Origin of the sequence: Halomonas sp. DP3Y7-2 (assembly GCF_019800795.1) — a bacterium.
GTDB lineage: Bacteria > Pseudomonadota > Gammaproteobacteria > Pseudomonadales > Halomonadaceae > Halomonas > Halomonas litopenaei_A.
In genome coordinates this window covers 64,657-80,623 of record NZ_JAHVKJ010000001.1, presented here as the reverse complement: position 1 = coordinate 80,623, position 15,967 = coordinate 64,657, and the positions used below count along the sequence as shown (strand labels likewise).

General features: G+C 64.3%; 17 protein-coding genes. 9 read left to right on the top strand and 8 right to left on the bottom strand.

Going from position 1 to position 15,967, the window contains the following annotated elements:
• The first annotated feature begins 3 nt into the window (after positions 1 to 3).
• The 3 genes from KUV45_RS00360 (at position 4) to KUV45_RS00350 (ending at position 1,820) form a co-directional block, all read left to right on the top strand.
• Entirely contained in the window at positions 4 to 552 is a 549-nt protein-coding gene (locus KUV45_RS00360; protein WP_222162447.1) for a porin family protein, read from the top strand.
• A gap of 255 nt (positions 553 to 807) precedes the next feature.
• Entirely contained in the window at positions 808 to 1,179 is a 372-nt protein-coding gene (locus KUV45_RS00355; RefSeq protein WP_222162448.1) for a hypothetical protein, read from the top strand.
• A gap of 56 nt (positions 1,180 to 1,235) precedes the next feature.
• The gene (locus KUV45_RS00350) at positions 1,236 to 1,820 is read left to right on the top strand and encodes a DUF4202 domain-containing protein (RefSeq protein ID WP_222162449.1); all 585 of its coding nucleotides are present in this window, start codon (positions 1,236 to 1,238) and stop codon (positions 1,818 to 1,820) included.
• Between the two features lie 88 nt (positions 1,821 to 1,908).
• Here KUV45_RS00350 and hydA read toward each other — a convergent pair whose 3' ends face one another.
• The 5 genes from hydA to KUV45_RS00325 form a co-directional block, all read right to left on the bottom strand.
• Entirely contained in the window at positions 1,909 to 3,351 is a 1,443-nt protein-coding gene (gene hydA / locus KUV45_RS00345; RefSeq protein WP_222162450.1) for a dihydropyrimidinase, read from the bottom strand.
• Positions 3,352 to 3,409: 58 nt separating this feature from the next.
• Positions 3,410 to 4,711, bottom strand: coding sequence for a TRAP transporter large permease (locus tag KUV45_RS00340; protein ID WP_222162451.1), 1,302 nt, complete (start codon positions 4,709 to 4,711; stop codon positions 3,410 to 3,412).
• Positions 4,708 to 5,409, bottom strand: coding sequence for a TRAP transporter small permease subunit (locus KUV45_RS00335; RefSeq protein ID WP_222162452.1), 702 nt, complete (start codon positions 5,407 to 5,409; stop codon positions 4,708 to 4,710). The genes KUV45_RS00340 and KUV45_RS00335 overlap by 4 nt, the downstream gene beginning before the upstream one ends.
• A gap of 62 nt (positions 5,410 to 5,471) precedes the next feature.
• Complete coding sequence (locus KUV45_RS00330; protein ID WP_206943831.1) at positions 5,472 to 6,545, bottom strand: TRAP transporter substrate-binding protein; 1,074 nt, start codon at positions 6,543 to 6,545, stop codon at positions 5,472 to 5,474.
• A gap of 56 nt (positions 6,546 to 6,601) precedes the next feature.
• Positions 6,602 to 7,336, bottom strand: coding sequence for an aspartate/glutamate racemase family protein (locus KUV45_RS00325; protein ID WP_222162453.1), 735 nt, complete (start codon positions 7,334 to 7,336; stop codon positions 6,602 to 6,604).
• Between the two features lie 254 nt (positions 7,337 to 7,590).
• On the opposite strand from KUV45_RS00325, the gene KUV45_RS00320 reads away from it, so the two are divergent.
• From KUV45_RS00320 to KUV45_RS00295, 6 genes are all read left to right on the top strand, one after another.
• Positions 7,591 to 8,289, top strand: coding sequence for a GntR family transcriptional regulator (locus tag KUV45_RS00320; RefSeq protein ID WP_206943834.1), 699 nt, complete (start codon positions 7,591 to 7,593; stop codon positions 8,287 to 8,289).
• Positions 8,290 to 8,647: 358 nt separating this feature from the next.
• Positions 8,648 to 9,643 (top strand): TRAP transporter substrate-binding protein, encoded by a 996-nt coding sequence (locus tag KUV45_RS00315; RefSeq protein ID WP_206943835.1) that lies wholly within the window; start codon positions 8,648 to 8,650, stop codon positions 9,641 to 9,643.
• Positions 9,640 to 10,248: a TRAP transporter small permease gene (locus KUV45_RS00310; protein ID WP_222162454.1), complete on the top strand. Its 609-nt coding sequence runs from the start codon at positions 9,640 to 9,642 to the stop codon at positions 10,246 to 10,248. Before KUV45_RS00315 ends, KUV45_RS00310 begins: the two co-directional genes overlap by 4 nt.
• The gene (locus KUV45_RS00305; RefSeq protein WP_206943837.1) at positions 10,245 to 11,525 is read left to right on the top strand and encodes a TRAP transporter large permease; all 1,281 of its coding nucleotides are present in this window, start codon (positions 10,245 to 10,247) and stop codon (positions 11,523 to 11,525) included. The genes KUV45_RS00310 and KUV45_RS00305 overlap by 4 nt, the downstream gene beginning before the upstream one ends.
• Positions 11,526 to 11,605: 80 nt before the next feature.
• The gene (locus tag KUV45_RS00300) at positions 11,606 to 12,364 is read left to right on the top strand and encodes an aspartate/glutamate racemase family protein (protein WP_222162455.1); all 759 of its coding nucleotides are present in this window, start codon (positions 11,606 to 11,608) and stop codon (positions 12,362 to 12,364) included.
• 137 nt (positions 12,365 to 12,501) lie between these two features.
• Positions 12,502 to 13,209 (top strand): GntR family transcriptional regulator, encoded by a 708-nt coding sequence (locus KUV45_RS00295; protein WP_222162456.1) that lies wholly within the window; start codon positions 12,502 to 12,504, stop codon positions 13,207 to 13,209.
• A 15-nt stretch (positions 13,210 to 13,224) separates the two neighbouring features.
• On the opposite strand, the gene KUV45_RS00290 is transcribed toward KUV45_RS00295, so the two are convergent.
• Genes KUV45_RS00290 through KUV45_RS00280 form a run of 3 tightly spaced genes read right to left on the bottom strand, consistent with a single transcriptional unit; the run spans position 13,225 to position 15,961 of the window.
• On the bottom strand, positions 13,225 to 13,968 hold the full coding sequence (locus KUV45_RS00290; RefSeq protein WP_222162457.1) for an ABC transporter ATP-binding protein: 744 nt from the start codon (positions 13,966 to 13,968) through the stop codon (positions 13,225 to 13,227).
• Positions 13,962 to 15,086 carry an iron ABC transporter permease gene (locus KUV45_RS00285; protein WP_222162458.1) on the bottom strand — a complete coding sequence of 375 codons (1,125 nt, stop codon included), beginning with the start codon at positions 15,084 to 15,086 and terminating at the stop codon, positions 13,962 to 13,964. The genes KUV45_RS00290 and KUV45_RS00285 overlap by 7 nt, the downstream gene beginning before the upstream one ends.
• Positions 15,083 to 15,961: a hemin ABC transporter substrate-binding protein gene (locus tag KUV45_RS00280; RefSeq protein WP_222162459.1), complete on the bottom strand. Its 879-nt coding sequence runs from the start codon at positions 15,959 to 15,961 to the stop codon at positions 15,083 to 15,085. The genes KUV45_RS00285 and KUV45_RS00280 overlap by 4 nt, the downstream gene beginning before the upstream one ends.
• Positions 15,962 to 15,967 lie beyond the last annotated feature (6 nt).

Genomic DNA, 15,967 nt, shown 5'->3' with positions numbered 1-15,967 from the left:
GACATGTCACGGATCATGCGGCGAATGATGCTGGCAGGGGTGGTCATGGGACTGGCACTGATGGCATCGACTCACTGTGTAGCGGGCGGCAGTACAGGCCTCTACGTGGGGATAGGTGCAGGCCAGATTCAGGGCGACGATGATTTTCACGATGAAGCGTCAGCGGCAAAGGTATTTGCGGGCTACAACTTTGGCTGGCTGCCTTTCCTGGACCTTGGTGCGGAGCTGTCGTACCTGAACGGCAGCGAGCTCGACGGCGATGTCGATGGCACCTCCGCCACGTTGGATATTGAAAGCCTGCAGGCCATGGGTATCGCAGGCTTCAGCTTTGGCCCCTTCGGCGTCTACGGCAAGGCAGGCATGGCCGACTGGGATGCCGACCGTAATGGCCGCGGGGTGAGCAAGGATTACTCCGGTACTGACCCTGTGTATGGGTTTGGCGCCAGGGTTCAACTGTTCGATGTGACCGGTCGACTCGAGGTGGAACGCATCGACGCGGATCGTATCGGGCATGTGGATACGCTGACCGGAAGCGTGGTCTACACGTTCTGACAGACACATCTTGTCTGCCTGGCGAGCGGTAAATTGACGAAGGGCCGGCGCGAAAGCGTCGGCCCTTCGCCGTAGTTGGTCGTCACTGCGGGCCTTGTACGGCGCAGCAAGAGCGTTGGGGAAGCAGCGAGCAGCAAAAAACCTTGATCTGGATCAAGCTGACGGCCGCGTAGGTGATCGCGCACAAATGTCTAAGTCAAAAGGGGTAGGTAGCGTTCAGTATACAGTGTGTATCTCGTCACACTTGGTGTCCTTATGGCTAGCCTGCTCCTTGCCTCACCTTCCTCCTTTACCGGGGCGCCTCGGTTGCGCGCCGTCTGTGTGCGGGTGGCTCTCGGCGCTCTCTTGCTGCTGGCGATCATCGGTCTGATCCCCCATGGAGAGGTCGTCGATGTGGCGATCTGGGCAGGGATGTGCAATGCCCTGCTGCTGTTCGGCATGGATGCGGTGCTGGGGCTGTTGCTGGAGAGCCTGGGTATCTCGTCGGCGGTGACGGAACGGTCATGGCCACGGACCTTGCTGGCGGTGATGGTAGCCGTGGTCATGTGGGTATTTGCCATCTTCCTGCTGCCACTGGCGCTGGCCTGCCGCCACTTGCGCGGTCAGTCCTGCCACAAGGGCTACTGAGATCGGCACATCGTCGTTACCATAGGGCAATGTCGTGACGTCACCCGAGGTAGCCCATGAGCCCTGCACCCTTTGACCTAGCCTGTTCCAGACTCGATGCCATGCATGCCGATGATCCTCGCCGCATCGAGGTCGACGGTCAGCAGCAGCCGCAGGAGCTGTGGCACGCCGGTCGCATGTCGGCGTGGCTCGAGCGCCTCGATCCCAAAGCCCCCGAGCTGGTCCGGCTAGCGGTTCGCAACCAGCACCTCAAACGCTGGGAAGTCCCGCGCAGCGACTACGAAGAAGGTCGTATCGGCTACCTGACCTGGCGCCGCGACCAGGGCAAGCGTGCAGGTCTGCTGGCGGCCGAGGTTATGCGCAGCAGCGGTTACAGCGACGCCGATGCCGACGAAGTGGCGCGGATGATCCGCAAGCAGGGACTGGGACGTGATCCTGGTACCCAGGCAGTAGAGGACTGCGCCTGCCTGGTCTTTCTCGAGAATTACTTCGCAGACTTTTCCCGCCAGGTCGACCACGACCACCTGATCCGCATCGTCCAGATGACCTGGAAGAAGATGTCCCCCGCCGCCCATCAGCTGGCGCTGGGCCTGCCCATGAGCGACGAAGCCCGCGCCATCGTCGAGGAAGCGCTGGGCTAGGAGGCGGATGACTCGTGCCGACGTGCGGCAGCGGTGACAGGCCCCGGGAGCGCATCTACACGCCCAGGGCTGTTGCTTCGCGTCCCCCTCAAAACCCCTTGGCCTGGCCTCTGGGTCGCGCCGGGGTGGGAGTGTCGCAGCGCAGGAACTCGCCGCCATCCGGTGGGCCACAGGGTTTGCCATCGCGGGCCACGATCCGGCCTCGGCTCAATGTCATGACGACCTTGCCGGTGAGTTCGAGCCCTTCGTAAGGGGTGTAGTCCACGGCGTGGTGCAGATCGGCGTTGCGAACGGTGACGCGGGCATCGGGATCCCACAGGGTCAGGTCGGCGTCACTGCCCACGGCGATGGTGCCCTTGCGCGGATACAGTCCATAGATCTTGGCCGGGTTGGTGGCGGTCAGCGCGACGAAGCGGGTGGCGTCGATGCGCTGCTTGATGACGCCCTCGGAGAACAGGATAGACAGGCGCGTCTCGAGCCCGGGAATACCGTTGGGAATGCAGGAAAAGCTGGCATCCTCGCCGTTAAGCTTCTTGCCTTTGTCGTCCTCGTAGCGGAAGGGCGCGTGGTCCGAGGAAAAGACCTGAAAGACCCCGCTTTCCAGCGCCTCCCACACCGCCTGCTGTGCGGCTGGGTCGCGCGGTGGTGGGCTGCACACGCACTTGGCGCCCTCGAAGCCATCCTGGTCCAGGTCGTCGGCGGTCAACATCAGATACTGGGGGCAGGTCTCGCCATAGACCCTGAGGCCTCGGCTCTGGGCCCAGCGGATCTGCTCGATGGCCTGGGGGCCGGAGACGTGCACGATCAGCACCGGGACGTCGATCAGCTCCGCCAGGGAAATCGCGCGGTGGGTGGCCTCACGCTCGGCAATGGAAGAGTGGGCCTCGGCATGATAGCGCGGGGCGGTGTGGCCCTGGGCCTCCAGCAGCTCGGTCAGGTAGGCGATGCAGTCGGCATTCTCGGCATGCACCATCACCATGGCGCCCTCGCGACGGGCCAGCGCCAGCACTTCCAGCACTTCGCGGTCGTTGAGCTTCAGATCATCGTAGGTCAGGTAGATCTTGAAGGAGCTGTAGCCTTCCTTGATCAGCGCCGGCAGCTCGTCGCGCAGTACCGTCTCGCTGGGGTCGGTGACGATCATGTGAAAGGCGTAGTCGATCATCGCCTGGCCATCGCTTTCCCGGTGATAGTCGTCCACCGCGGCACGCAGCGACTGGCCCTTGAACTGGGCGGCGAAGGGAATCACCGTGGTGGTCCCGCCCGCCGCGGCCGAGCGAGTTCCCGACGCGAAGCCATCGGCCATTACCGCGCCGTCGCCCAGGGGCTGGGCCAGGTGGCAGTGGGCGTCGATGCCGCCAGGCATGACCCACAGCCCGGCAGCATCGATGGTGTCACCGGTCACCTCAGCGGTGGCGGCGAGCCCTTCGCCCAGGGCGACGATGCGTCCGTCGCGAATGCCGATATCGGCGCTGAAACGGTCGGCGGCGGTGATCACGTTGGCATTGGTGATCAAGGTATCGAGGCGTTGCATCTTGCGTTCTCCCGAGGCCGACGGGGTCGGCAAAGGTCATTGTTGTTGGTGTAAAACGCTACCCCATCACCCCTGGCAACCACAGCACGATGGCCGGCCAGGCGGTGATCAGGGCAACAAAGCCGAGCATGACGGCCAGGAAGGGCAGGCTGCCCAGCATCACGTCGACGATGGAGCCGCGCCCGCGCACTCCCTGCACCACGTAGAGGTTCATGCCGATGGGCGGAGTGATCAGCGAGATTTCCATCATGATCACCAGAAAGACGCCAAACCACACCGGGTCGATCCCGAACTGCACCACCATGGGCACCACGATGGGCACGGTGGCGATCATCATCGATAGTGTCTCGAGGAAGCAGCCCAGTACCAGGTAGAACACCACCAGGGCCAGGATCAGCCCAAGCGAGCTCAGACCTAGCTCAGACACCCATTGGGTCAGGGCGAAGGGAATGCCCAGGATGCCGACGATGTAGTTGAGAAAGAAGGCCGCAGCGATGATCAGCATGATCATGGCGGTGGTACGGGCCATCGAGAGAAAGCACTCGTGCAGCATGGTGAGCGATAGCTTGCGATTGATCGCTGCCAGTACGAGGGCCGCGATGACCCCCAGGGCGGCCGCCTCGGTGGGGGTCGCCCAGCCGCTGTAGATGCTGCCGATGACGATGGCAAAGACGAAGGCCGGCGGCAGTAGATCGACCAGCGAGCGTAGCCGCTGGGCCAGCGGCACCCGTTCCTCGCGGCTGCCTGCCACGCCAGGACGCAGCAGGCTGATGGCCATGATCACCAGCATGAAGGCGGCGGCCAGGGCGAGTCCCGGCACGATACCGGCAATGAACAGGGCGCCGATGGAGGTATTGGTGATGGCCCCGTAGATGATCATGTTGATGCTGGGAGGAATCAGGATGCCCAGCGTTGCCCCGGCCGCCAGGGTGCCCAGCGCTAGTCGCTCGCTGTAGCCGCGCTCATTGAAGGCCGGTAGCGCCACGGTGCCGATGGTGGCTGCGGTCGCCACCGACGAGCCGGACATCGCGGCAAACACGGAAGAGGCGCCGATATTGGTGTGGAGCAGGCCTCCGGGCAGACGGTTGAGCCATACCGACAAGGCCGAGTACATGCGTTCGGTAATGCCCGCACGCAACAACAGTTCTCCCAGCAGGATGAACAGCGGAATCGCGGTAAGAATAAAGTCGTTGAGGGTGCCCCAGAGCAGATCGCCGAAGGAATAGAGGAGCGGGGTGCCCAGGTAGAGCAGGGCACCGAGGGCAGCGGTGACAAAGATGGCCACGGCGACATGGATGCCTACTGCCATCATGGTGATCATCAGGGCAAAGCCCAGCAGCACTTCGGTGATGGATATCATGACGGTGTCCCCCGGTCATGGATCTGGGGGGAATGCCCTTTGTGCCGAGCCTGTCCTGCTGCGGCGACACTGCTGGCGGACCCAGCGTCCACGTAGTGGCGCTTCGCCTGGTCGAGCTCGTCATCGGCGCTGGGCGGGTCGCAGTCCGCATTCAGCTGAGAGAAGCGTCCGCGACACAGCTGGGACAGCGCCTTTCCGGCGGCGCGCAGCGTGACCAGGGCGAAGATCGAGAGCCCGATGAGCCACAGCGACTGCGGAATCCACAGCGGCGTCTGCAGCGGTGTACTGGCGAGGCTCGAGAACTCGATGGTTTCGCCCAGGGTAGCGGCCCCGCGCCACAGCATGAACAGCGAAAAGCCACATAACAGCAGCTGCGCGACGGCGTTGAGCAGCGCCCGCATGCCCTGGGGCAGCCGGGTCAACAGCACGTCGACCCGGGTGTGAGCACGCTGGGTCAGGGCAAAGGCGAAACTGGCGGCGACGCCGATGGCCAGCACATAGCCGCCTATCTCATCGACCCCTTGTAGCGAGAAGGCGAAGAACTTGCGGGCCAGCACCTCGAAGGTGATCAGTCCGGATAACACCAAGGCACCGTATCCGGCCGCCAGGGCGGCACCACGAGACAGGCGGGCAAGGCGTGCATCGAGGCCCTGGGACCTGTCCGACGCTGGCGCATCAGCATGACGAAGGTGAGGCATGGGAGCTCCTTGGGGGCCGCCAGGCGGCCCCACCACCAGGAAAGGACAATGACGAGACGGCGTCAGGGGGCTTCAGCGGTCAGTCCGGTGACCTCGCCAACGCTTGCGTTCCAGAGCGCAGTACATTCGGGGTAGCGCGCATCACAGGTGTCCGCCCACACCGGCAGTACCGCCTCGGTGGTGATCTGCTCGATACGCGTGCGGGAGTCCTCGTCGATCTCCACCAGGGTCATGTCGTAGGCGGTGTGATTTTCGCAGCTCGGCTGGCCGGTGTTGCAGGCGATGGCATCGTCATTGACGCTATAGGCCAGCTCCCACATCTGGTCCTCCAGGCGGGCGAAGGCCTCGGTCAGGGAAGCCTGCTGCTCGGCGTCGAAGCCGTTCCAGGTATCCAGGTTCATGAAATGCCCCTGGACCGAGTAGGACAGCGGCAGCGGCACGAAGTGGTCGGTCACCTCTGGCCATTTGCCATTGCTCCCGGCGGAGGGTGCGGTGACGCCACAGTCGGCCACGCCGCGCTGGAGGGCCAGGTAGACCTCGCTGAATTGCAGCGTCACCGGCACCGCGCCGAGCCCTTCCACCAGGCGTGACATCGACGGGGTGAATACCCGCACCTTCTTGCCAGCCAGGTCGTCGGCGCTGTCGATGTCGCCATTGCAGAACATCATCTGCGGGCCGAATGGCCACAATGTCATCAGCTTGGCGTTGAAGCGTTCCTGCAGGCGGGCGTCGAAGTCGGCACGGAAGGCGTCCACCGCCTCGCGTTGCTGGTCCAGATCGGCGGTGACGCCGGCCAGGTCGATACCTTCGAAGAAAGGCTCGTCTCGTGAGGCCATGCCGATCTGCACCGACATCACGTCAAAGGCGCCTGAGCGGATGTTGCGCAGGGCGTCGGCGGCCTCCACTCCGATGGCATCCATCGGGTTGTAGCTGACCGTCAGGTCGTCACGCGCGTCCAGCTCGGCGAAGAAGGGGCGTTCCACGCTGTCGACGTGAAGCTTGTTGCCGGAAAAGTTGCCGGCGACACGCAGCAGGGTGTCGGCCTGAGCCTGACTGGTGGCGATCCATAGGGGGGCAGCGACGAGCGCACCAAGCGCCAACCGGCCGGTTCGTGTTGCCAGGGGAAATGTCATCATCGGAGCACCTCAATGTTGTTGTTGGATAGGGTGTTGGGTGGTTCGCAGGACGGGCGTCAGCGCAGTCGAGGGTCGTGGAACAGCTGGCCCCAGCCGCGGATGTCGGCGGGGTTGCGGCCAGCCAGCGCCAGGCATTTCCATACCGTGACGCTGACCGAGTCATAGATCGGAATGCCGATCTCGGCCTCCAGCGCTTCGACAATGCCGGCACCACGCAGATTGGTGCAGAGAATGGTGATGGCATCGGGCTTGGCCCTGGCGACGTCGCGCACCATGTCGGCAAGGGTGTCTTCGCTGTACTCGGAAAACGAGAAGTTGCCGCGATCGTTCAAGTGGCGTTCGGCGACCACCTCGATGCCTTCCTGCCGATAGTTGGCGACGATCGCCGCCTGGATATCGTCCAGGTAGGGGGTGACGAGGCCTAGCCGCGTGACGCCGGTGCGCTGGAGCACCTCGTTGAGTGCCAGCACGCTGCTCGTTGCCGCAACGCCGGTGGCATGGGTGATGGCCTCGCATAGCCGACGATCGGCGTCGAAGCCCAGCCAGCTTGATGACGTGCCGTTCCAGGCGATGACGTCCATGTGGGCGTCATGCAGAAGGCGGGCGGCGTCCAGCTGCGGCTGTGGGTCGAACTGAGCGAGGGCCGCTTCGCTCAGCGAGATTTCCTTGACCGTGAAGCGCTGAAAGTGCGCGCTGACATGGGGCATCAGGTCGTGAAGAATCGCGCTGGTATAGGGTTCCAGTACGGTATTCGACGACGGGGTCAGCATCCCCAGGAGTGTGCGGTGCATGGGCGGTGGTTCCTTGCCGGGAGTGGCGATTGCCAGGTGTTGTTATTGTCGTGCAGCAGCGGATGCGGTCTGGCATCTGGCGTTGCGCTCCCGTCAGGACGCGACATGCTACACTCAGAGTCATTAAGGAATTCGGAATTCCAAATTTCTACGACCTTTTCAGCATTGCACAACGCCAAGTTTTTGCAAGTACACTGCGATGTCCTGGCGTAAGTGATGTGTGACGTCGACCGCTGTCAATGCAAGGAGCAAGCATGAACGAGCCCGCGAAAAAGGAGGTGCTGTCGGCGCCAAGAGCCGCACCACTCAAGCGTTCCAGCCTGTACGAGGCCGTTGCAGAGCGCCTGCGTGACATGGTCATGGAAGGCGAGCTGGCGCCGGGCAGTCGCATTGCCGAGAAGTCCTTGTGCGAGGCGTTCGGGGTGTCACCAACCCCACTGCGACAGGCGCTCAAGGTGCTGGCAAGTGAAGGACTGGTCGAGATGCTGCCCCATCGAGGCGCCCGGGTGACCACGGTGGACAGGGAGGAAGTGAGGGACCTGTTCGAAGTGATGGCGGCGCTGGAATCCCTGGCGGGCAACCTGCTGGTGGTGCGCGCCAGCGATACGGACATCGCACAGGTGCGTGCGCTGCATGATGAGATGATGGAACACTTCAACGCCAACCGTCGTCCGCAGTACTTTGCCCTGAACCAGCAGATCCACGCTCGCCTGGCCGAGCTGTCGGGTAACCGCGTGCTGAAGGATCTTGAGCAGTCGCTGACGCTGCGCATCACCCGCGCACGCTACGTGGCCAATCTGGATTCGGCCCGCTGGGAAGAATCCGCCAGGGAGCACACCTACTTTGTCGAGGCCCTTGAAGCGCGGGACGCCCAGGCACTGTCGGAGGCGCTGAGCCTGCATATGCGCAAGACAGGCCAGGCCATCCTGCAAGGCCTGCCCGCCAGCCCCTGAGCGCGGTCGTCGCGCGTCCGCTTTTTTCTTGTCTCTTTCTGCTCCTCACGGCTAGCTCCGTTCGCGCCCTCCGTTCGCCCTGCCTCCTGCAGACGGTCTCTTCGGTCTGCGGGATGGCGGCCCTTTGGCGTCCGTGAACCGGGTCGTTCTGTGCGGTCGTTAATTTTTTAAAACAGTAATTAATTGAAAAATATAGAAATATAAAAAAATAGTATTCAAGATTTGGAATTTTCAAAAACATTCGACTAAGGTCAAAGCATGGTCGCTCGGGAGGCTCCATGGTGGGCCTGCCTGGTGGCTCTGCTTCGCTAGCGTGCTTGTGCATGACGCCAATAACGCCAATAAAAAGGATTGCCTGATGTCGATGATCTTCCGCTCCCCCCTGATGACCGCTGGCGCACTCGCGCTGGGACTTTGCACACCCTTGCTGGCCCAGGCCGACAACCTGCGTTTCGGCGGTAACTTTGCCACCGACCACTCCAGTAGCCGCGCCATGGAGCGCTTTGCCGAAAACCTGGCTGAGCAGAGCGATGGCGAATTGACGGCCCAGCTGTTTCCCAACATGCAGCTAGGGGGTGCCGGAGAGAACCTTGATCAGGTCAGCTCCGGCGCCATCATGGGCAGCTGGATCGGTATCTCGTATCTGTCGCGGACGGTGCCGGAACTTGAGGCCCTGAGCCTGCCCTTTGCCTTCGACAGCCGCGAGGATGCCTTTGCCCTGATCGACGGTGAGGTCGGAGACCTGCTCAACGAGAAGTTGGCTGAGGCGGGTTTCGTGGCGCTGGGTTACATGGAGCTTGGTTTTCGCCATGTCACCAACAACGCGCACCCACTGACCTCCATCGATGACTTTGCCGAGCTGAAGATTCGCCTGCAGCCCAATCAGACGCATCTGGATACCTTCCGTGCTATCGGGGCCAACCCGGTGTCGATGGACATCAAGGAAGTCTACGGTGCCCTGCAGCAGGGCGTGCTCGACGGTCAGGAAAACCCCTACAGCATTATCGAGACCAAGCGTCTGGACGAGGTCCAGTCCTACCTGTCCGACACCGGACACTTCTATGACTACATCGTGGTGGTCGCCAACCGTGACAAGGTCGAGGGCCTCAGCGACGACCAGCGCGAGATGCTGATGAGCGCCATGGACGAGGCGGTCGCCTGGCAGCGTGAAACCGCCGCGGCAGAAGACGACCAGGCCCGTGAGACCTTGATCGAGCGGGGCATGCAGTTCACTCCCATCAGCGACGAGACCCGTGAGCAATTGCGCGAAGCGAGCCAGGGCGTAGTCGACGAGTTGAGAGACAAGATCGGCGCCGAGCTGGTCGACAAGGTCATCGAGGAGCTGGGGGCATGACACGGGCCTGGCAACGTCCGGAGGCCCACGCCCATGCATCCGGCCGTCGCCACTTGCTGCAACTGCTGGCCTGGATGGATCGGGGCTCCTACTACGCCATCCTGTTGACCATGGGGCTGATGACGATCCTGGTGTGTGCCCAGGTGGTGGCACGCTACCTGCTGGGCACCAGTATCGACTCCGCCGATGAACTGTCGCGACTGTGTTTTGTCTGGGCGATCTTTCTGGCCATACCCCATGGAATCCCGCGCGGCGTGCATGTCGGCATCGATGCCCTGGTCAGCCACCTCCCCACCGGCGCACAGCGCCGGCTGGGCCGGCTGATGGCCGCCCTCGGCGTGCTGCTGATGGTGGTGCTGGGGGTGGTCAGTCTGGGAGCCGTGATCGATAAGTGGCCTCAGCTGATGCCCACCATGCCGGTCACGGCAGCCGTGTTCTACGTCGCGGTGCTGGTCTCGGCGATCCACTGTGCCTTGCACCTGCTGGCTCAGGTACTGGAACTGACGCCCCTGCAGGCGCTGCCAGGGGCGTCGCCGGAGCAGCCCTCGCAGGTGATCGATGGGCAGCGCTCATCGGCTGATCCGAATCAGGAGACGCGCCCATGACGACCGCGATTCTGGTGAGTTTTGCGCTGCTCGCGCTACTGCGGATGCCGCTGGCCTTTGCCCTGGGGCTGGCCTCGTTGGTGGGACTGCTGGTGGGCGGCATGGACCTGGCGGTGCTGCCCCAGCGCATGATGCATTCGGTGGACAGCTTTCCGCTGATGGCGATTCCGCTGTTCATGCTGGCAGGGGAGCTGATGGTTGCTGCAGGCATCCTCCAGCGCCTGGTCGATTTCGCCAACTCCCTGATCGGCCGGGTGCACGGCGGTCTGGCCCATGTGGCCATCGTGGCCGGTATGGTACTGGCAGCGGTCAGTGGCGCCGCGGTCGCCAGTGCCAGCGCCCTGGGCAGCTCGCTGGTGCCGTCCATGCGCCAGCAGTACGACACGGGCTACAGCAGTGCGGTGGTCGCCTCGGCGGCCAATCTCGGCGCCATCATTCCCCCCAGCAACGCGATGATCGTCTACGCCTTGATGGCGGGCTCCAGCGTCTCGGTGGGCGGGCTGTTCATGGCCGGTATCGTGCCTGGCGTCGTGCTGGCGCTGGGATTCATGGGCCTGGCCAGCTGGCTGTCGATGCGACGGGGCTATCCGCTGGCGGGGGGAGTCATCGGCCTGCGACATGTGCTGGTGCAGACCTGGCGGGCGCTGCCCATCCTGTTGATGCCGATCGTGGTGGTGGGCGGCATCGTGGCCGGCGCCTTCACTCCCACCGAAGGGGCCGGCATCGCGGTGCTCTACGCCTTGCTCATCGGCTTCTTCGTCACCCGACAGCTACGCCTATCGCATCTGCCCAAGGCCATGTTCAACGCCGCGGTAACGGCAGCCATGGTGGGAGCGCTGATCGCCTTTGCCTCGACCATGACCTTTGCCTTCACCATTGATCTGGTGCCGATGCGCCTGACCAGCGCGCTGCAGGGGCTGACTAGCGACCCGCTGATGTTCCTGCTGCTGGTGATGGGGCTCTTGATCCTGGTCGGCATGTTCGTCGAGTCCAACGCCGCCTACATCATGCTGGTACCGCTGCTGGCGCCTATCGCCCTGTCCTACGGTATCGACCCGCTGCTGTTCGGCTTTCTGTTCGTGATGAACCTGGTGGTAGGCATGATGACGCCACCGGTGGGCGTGCTGCTGTTCGTGATGTGCGGCATTTCCAAGATCAGTCTGCACGAGCTGATGAAGAGCGCCTGGCCTTTCATCGTCTTTCAATACGTCGTCCTGGTGGCCTGCATCGCCTTCCCCTCCCTGGTGACCTGGCTGCCGCGAACGCTGGGCTATTGACCGGCCTACGGCCACGCTGGGTCACCCTTGCCGGTGATCGCTGTGGCCATGGCCATGCGTGACAACAACAAGAGACTGCTATGAAACTGCTGGTCATCAACCCCAACATCTCCGAGAGCGTCACGACGCTGATCGAGCGAGAAGCACGCCTCAGCCTGCGGGCTGGCGTCCAGCTCAGCATGGCCACCGCGCCCTTCGGCGTGGCCTATATCGAAACCCGTGCAGAGGCCTTGATTGGCGGCTATGCGACCCTGGGAGTTGCCGCCGAGCGCTACCCTGGCCACGACGCCGTGGTGGTGGCGGCCTTTGGTGATCCGGGGCTTGCCGCCTTGCGTGAAGCGCTGCCAGTGCCCGTGGTGGGATTGACCGAGGCGGCATTGATGAGCGCCTGCCAGCTGGGGGGACGCTTCTCCATCATCGCCATTTCCCAGCGCATTCAGGCCTGGTATCGCGAGACCGTGGAGAGCCACGGCCTGTCTTCGCGGCTGGCCAGCATCCGCGCCCTGGACCAGCCGCTGCCGGATATCGGCAACGTGCAGCTGGATCAGGGCACGCGCCTGATCGAGCTGGCAGAACGGGCGGTCAGGGACGACGGTGCCGATGTCCTGATACTGGCGGGCGCCCCGCTGGCCGGACTGGCCCGCGACGTCGCCGACCGACTGCCTGTGCCGGCCCTGGATGGAGTGAGCTGTGCCATCGTCCAGGCCCAGGCGCTGGTCGAGCTTGGTCGGGGCAAGGGTGGTGTCGCCAAGGCAGGTAGCTATGCCCCGCCGCCGAGCAAGGCCAGCCTCGGGCTCGGTGACGCGATGACGGCTCTGATCGGACGGCAGCCGACGTGACAGCCCGACTGGGCGCGCAGCACTGCGGCTGCCTTCCAGCAGCCCCTCGGGCGCCCTGACGTCATTCGCCTTGGCGTCGGGTCGCTCGCTATACTCCTCGCTCGGCCAATCTCTCCACCTGCTTCGGACATCGGTCAATGGATGCGACCCAGGATGACAGCTCCACCGCGCCAGCACGCTCAAGCGCGCTTCACCGGCGCAGGATACAGGCGCCATCGTTGGCGGATGAAGCCTACGAACTGCTCAAGGGGCTGATTGTTCAGGGCGAGCTGGCGCCGGGTGAGCGCCTGCTGGAGCCTGCGCTGTGCCGTCGCCTGGGTATCTCGCGCACGCCGCTGCGCGATGCCTTGAACCAGCTGGCCGGTGAGGGACTGGTGACCTTGCGGCGTAATCGTAATGCGCTGGTGACCCGGCTGGACGGCGCCGAGTTACGTCATCTGTTCGAGGTCGAAGCCGGGCTTGAAGCCATGGCCGTCGAGCTGGCCGCCCTGCGCATGACGGCGACCGAGCTCAAGCGCCTGACCAACCTGCAGGAGCGTCTAGAGAAGCAGCATGCCAAGGGGGACCGGGACGGCTACTTCGCGACCAACACCCGCATCCATGCACTGCTGGTCGCGGCGGCGCGTAACCCGGTGCTGGTGGAGACCCATCAGCGCCTGCTCGGTCGCCTGGAGCGGGCGCGCTACCTCGCCCTGGATAAGCTTGGCCGCTGGCAGGAATCCACCGACGAGCACCGCGCGATCCTCGACGCGCTTCACGCACGTGATCCGGATCTTGCGCGACGGCGCATGCACGATCACGTGATGCATACCGGGGTGGCCATCAGCGGCCTGCTGGCTCCCTGAGTGCCGGGTGCAACGTCAGTGCTTGAGCGCCAGCCAGTGGCCCCCACTATGGTCCAGTTCATCCAGCTCGGCGTGGTAGAGCTCTGACAGGGCGTCTGCCCGCAACACCTCCGACGGTGCGCCACTGGCAATGCGAGTGCCCCTGTCCATCAGCCACACCCGGTCGGCGTAGGCATTGGCCAGGTTGAGGTCGTGCAGCACGCAGATCACTGCCAGGTCCTGCTGTTGCGTCAGCCGCTCCAGGCAGCGCATCAGCGCCTGGCTCTGGCCAATGTCCAATGCGCTAGTGGGTTCATCCAGCAGCAGGTAGCGAGTGCCCTGACTGGGGCCCGCCAACTGGCACAGGGCGCGGGCAATCATCACTCTCTGCCGCTCCCCGCCAGACAGCGTCTGCACATTGCGCTGTGCCAGGTCGCTCAGCTCGAGTCGTTCGAGCCATCGCGCGACCTCATCTTCGTCACATTGGGCGCCAAGGGCGGCCAGCTGATCCACCCGCCAGGCAAACACCGGGCTTTCCTGCTGGGCCACCAGGGCGCGACGCTGGGCCAAGTCGTGGGGGTGCCAGTCATCTAGCGGGCGCTGATCCAGTGTCACGCTGCCCTGGGCAGGCTTGCGAAAACCGCTTAACAGCCCCAGCAGGGTACTCTTGCCCGCGCCATTGGGCCCAAGAATGGCCAGAAAGTCACCGCTGGCGACGCTGTCACTGAGGCGTTCCACCAGTGGCGGTGTGGTCAGGCTGGCAGCATGCAGTGTCAGCATGAGGGGCGCTCCCGGATCAGTAGCCAGAGAAAGTAAGGGCCGCCGATCAGGCTGGTCAGCAGGCCTACCGGAATTTCGGCCGGATTGGCCAGTCCCCGCGCGAGTCCGTCGGACACGATAAGCAGCAGCGCGCCCCCCAGCATCGAGGCCGGAATCAACAGCCGGTGGCCTGGGCCCAGCCACAGCCGCAGGCAGTGGGGGATCAACAGGCCGATGAAGCCGATGATGCCGGCCAGCGCCACGCTGGCTCCGACGCCCAGCGCGGTGGCCACCACCACCCGCCGACGCAGGCGCGAACTGTCGAGTCCAGCGGCGTGAGCGGTGATATCCCCCAGCTGCAACAGGTCCAGATCACGGGCGCTTCTGAGAAGGATGATGATGACGACCGGCGCCACCAGCCACAGGCCAATGACCGCTGGCCACAAGGCATTGGCCAGACTGCCCATGCCCCACAGGCTCAACTGCCGAAGCTGTTCATCGTTGGCGATAAAGGCCAGCACGCCGCCTCCGGCGGCGGCCAGGGTGTTGATCGCCAGGCCCGCCAGCAGCAGGGTGAACAGGGCACTGCTGGAGGCCGCGCCCATCAACCCACGCTGACTGATGGCGAAGACCAGAAGGCCGACGGTGAAGGCACCGACAAAGCCCGCGATGCAATGGCCATAGAGGCCAAAGGGCGAGCCTTCAGCCTCCAGCAACACGATCCATAGCGACACCGCCAGCCCCGCGCCGCTGGCCATGCCGAGCAACGTCGGATCTGCCAAGGGGTTGCGAAACAGGCCCTGCATCGCCGCGCCGCTTCCCGCCAGCAGCATGCCCACCCCCAGCCCGAGCAGCAGCCGGGGTAGCCGTAGCTGCCACCAGATGGTCAGGGCCTGCTGGTCGACGGCAGGTATCAGCTGGTCCAGTGACAGCCCCAGCGGGCCGGTACAGGAGAAGATCACCAAGGCCAGCAGCACGGCCAGGGCCAGGCCGGTGATGGCCCGGTGCGGGTTTCTATGGGGTCCTGGTTGAGGCGCGCTGGCGGCCGGGGCCGGGGTGACGGCAGCGGTGCTCCTGGCCGATGTCACCGCTGACTTGCGATGACCACCGGTGACGGTACGCCAGGGTATGGATCTCATGGCTGGTGGTCTGGCGTGAGTGACTCAAGCGCGCCGTGCAGTTGCACTAGCGCCGCAGGGGTGCGCGGCCCCATCGACAGCAGCGCACTGCTGTCGATGGCGACGAGGTGGTGCTGACGCCCGGCCGGTGTCTGTGCGAGCCCCGGCAGTTGCCATAGTCCTTCGTCGCCGCCCAGCGCATCGAGCCCCGCCTGGGGCACGATGACCACATCCGGCGCGGCAGGGATAATGCCTTCCGCCGAGACCGGCTTGTAGCCGGACATGGCGGCGAAGGCATTGGTGGCGCCGAGCGCCTCGATCAGGGTCTGGGCCAGGGTATCGTGGCCACCGACCATGGGTGTCATGCCGCCGTGATGCAGTAGAAACATCACCTTGAGACCACTTAATGGCGGCAGCGCCGCCAGTTGTTCAAGGTCCTTGTCGAGTTGCTGGGTCAGCTGTTGACCCTGCTCCTCCCGGGACAGCGCCGTGGCGATGGTGTCTACCTTGTGGGCGATACCGGCAAGTCCCTGCTCGCCGGGTACGCGGATCAGTTCGACACCGCTGGCGTCGAGCTGAGCCAGGGCCTGCTCGGGGCCGGCGGCATGTGCCGCGATGATGCGCTGGGCGCCAAGACCGAGCACGCTCTCCGCCGATAGCCTGCGCAGGTAGCCCACCGATGGCAGGTCGGCGAGGGCGGGTGGGTAGCTGACAGTGTCGTCCCGAGCGATGATCGACGCCCCGGCACCCAGCGCCGCCACGATTTCCGCCACATCACCTCCCAGCACCAAGGTGGCGGGGGCCTCCGCCTTGGCCTGGCTGAAGGCGCCAAGCCAACACACCAGGGCTGCGCTTAGCAGGGTGCAGAATCGCCGGGGCAGGACAAGCGTCAACATGATGCG

Excerpts from the sequence above, each read along its gene's own strand:
- KUV45_RS00360 (WP_222162447.1), top strand. The coding sequence starts at position 4 with ATGTCACGGATCATGCGGCGAATGATGCTGGCAGGGGTGGTCATGGGA.
- KUV45_RS00355 (WP_222162448.1), top strand. The coding sequence starts at position 808 with ATGGCTAGCCTGCTCCTTGCCTCACCTTCCTCCTTTACCGGGGCGCCT.
- KUV45_RS00350 (WP_222162449.1), top strand. The coding sequence starts at position 1,236 with ATGAGCCCTGCACCCTTTGACCTAGCCTGTTCCAGACTCGATGCCATG.
- hydA (WP_222162450.1), bottom strand. The coding sequence starts at position 3,351 with ATGCAACGCCTCGATACCTTGATCACCAATGCCAACGTGATCACCGCC.
- KUV45_RS00340 (WP_222162451.1), bottom strand. The coding sequence starts at position 4,711 with ATGATATCCATCACCGAAGTGCTGCTGGGCTTTGCCCTGATGATCACC.
- KUV45_RS00335 (WP_222162452.1), bottom strand. The coding sequence starts at position 5,409 with ATGCCTCACCTTCGTCATGCTGATGCGCCAGCGTCGGACAGGTCCCAG.
- KUV45_RS00330 (WP_206943831.1), bottom strand. The coding sequence starts at position 6,545 with ATGATGACATTTCCCCTGGCAACACGAACCGGCCGGTTGGCGCTTGGT.
- KUV45_RS00325 (WP_222162453.1), bottom strand. The coding sequence starts at position 7,336 with ATGCACCGCACACTCCTGGGGATGCTGACCCCGTCGTCGAATACCGTA.
- KUV45_RS00320 (WP_206943834.1), top strand. The coding sequence starts at position 7,591 with ATGAACGAGCCCGCGAAAAAGGAGGTGCTGTCGGCGCCAAGAGCCGCA.
- KUV45_RS00315 (WP_206943835.1), top strand. The coding sequence starts at position 8,648 with ATGTCGATGATCTTCCGCTCCCCCCTGATGACCGCTGGCGCACTCGCG.
- KUV45_RS00310 (WP_222162454.1), top strand. The coding sequence starts at position 9,640 with ATGACACGGGCCTGGCAACGTCCGGAGGCCCACGCCCATGCATCCGGC.
- KUV45_RS00305 (WP_206943837.1), top strand. The coding sequence starts at position 10,245 with ATGACGACCGCGATTCTGGTGAGTTTTGCGCTGCTCGCGCTACTGCGG.
- KUV45_RS00300 (WP_222162455.1), top strand. The coding sequence starts at position 11,606 with ATGAAACTGCTGGTCATCAACCCCAACATCTCCGAGAGCGTCACGACG.
- KUV45_RS00295 (WP_222162456.1), top strand. The coding sequence starts at position 12,502 with ATGGATGCGACCCAGGATGACAGCTCCACCGCGCCAGCACGCTCAAGC.
- KUV45_RS00290 (WP_222162457.1), bottom strand. The coding sequence starts at position 13,968 with ATGCTGACACTGCATGCTGCCAGCCTGACCACACCGCCACTGGTGGAA.
- KUV45_RS00285 (WP_222162458.1), bottom strand. The coding sequence starts at position 15,086 with ATGAGATCCATACCCTGGCGTACCGTCACCGGTGGTCATCGCAAGTCA.
- KUV45_RS00280 (WP_222162459.1), bottom strand. The coding sequence starts at position 15,961 with ATGTTGACGCTTGTCCTGCCCCGGCGATTCTGCACCCTGCTAAGCGCA.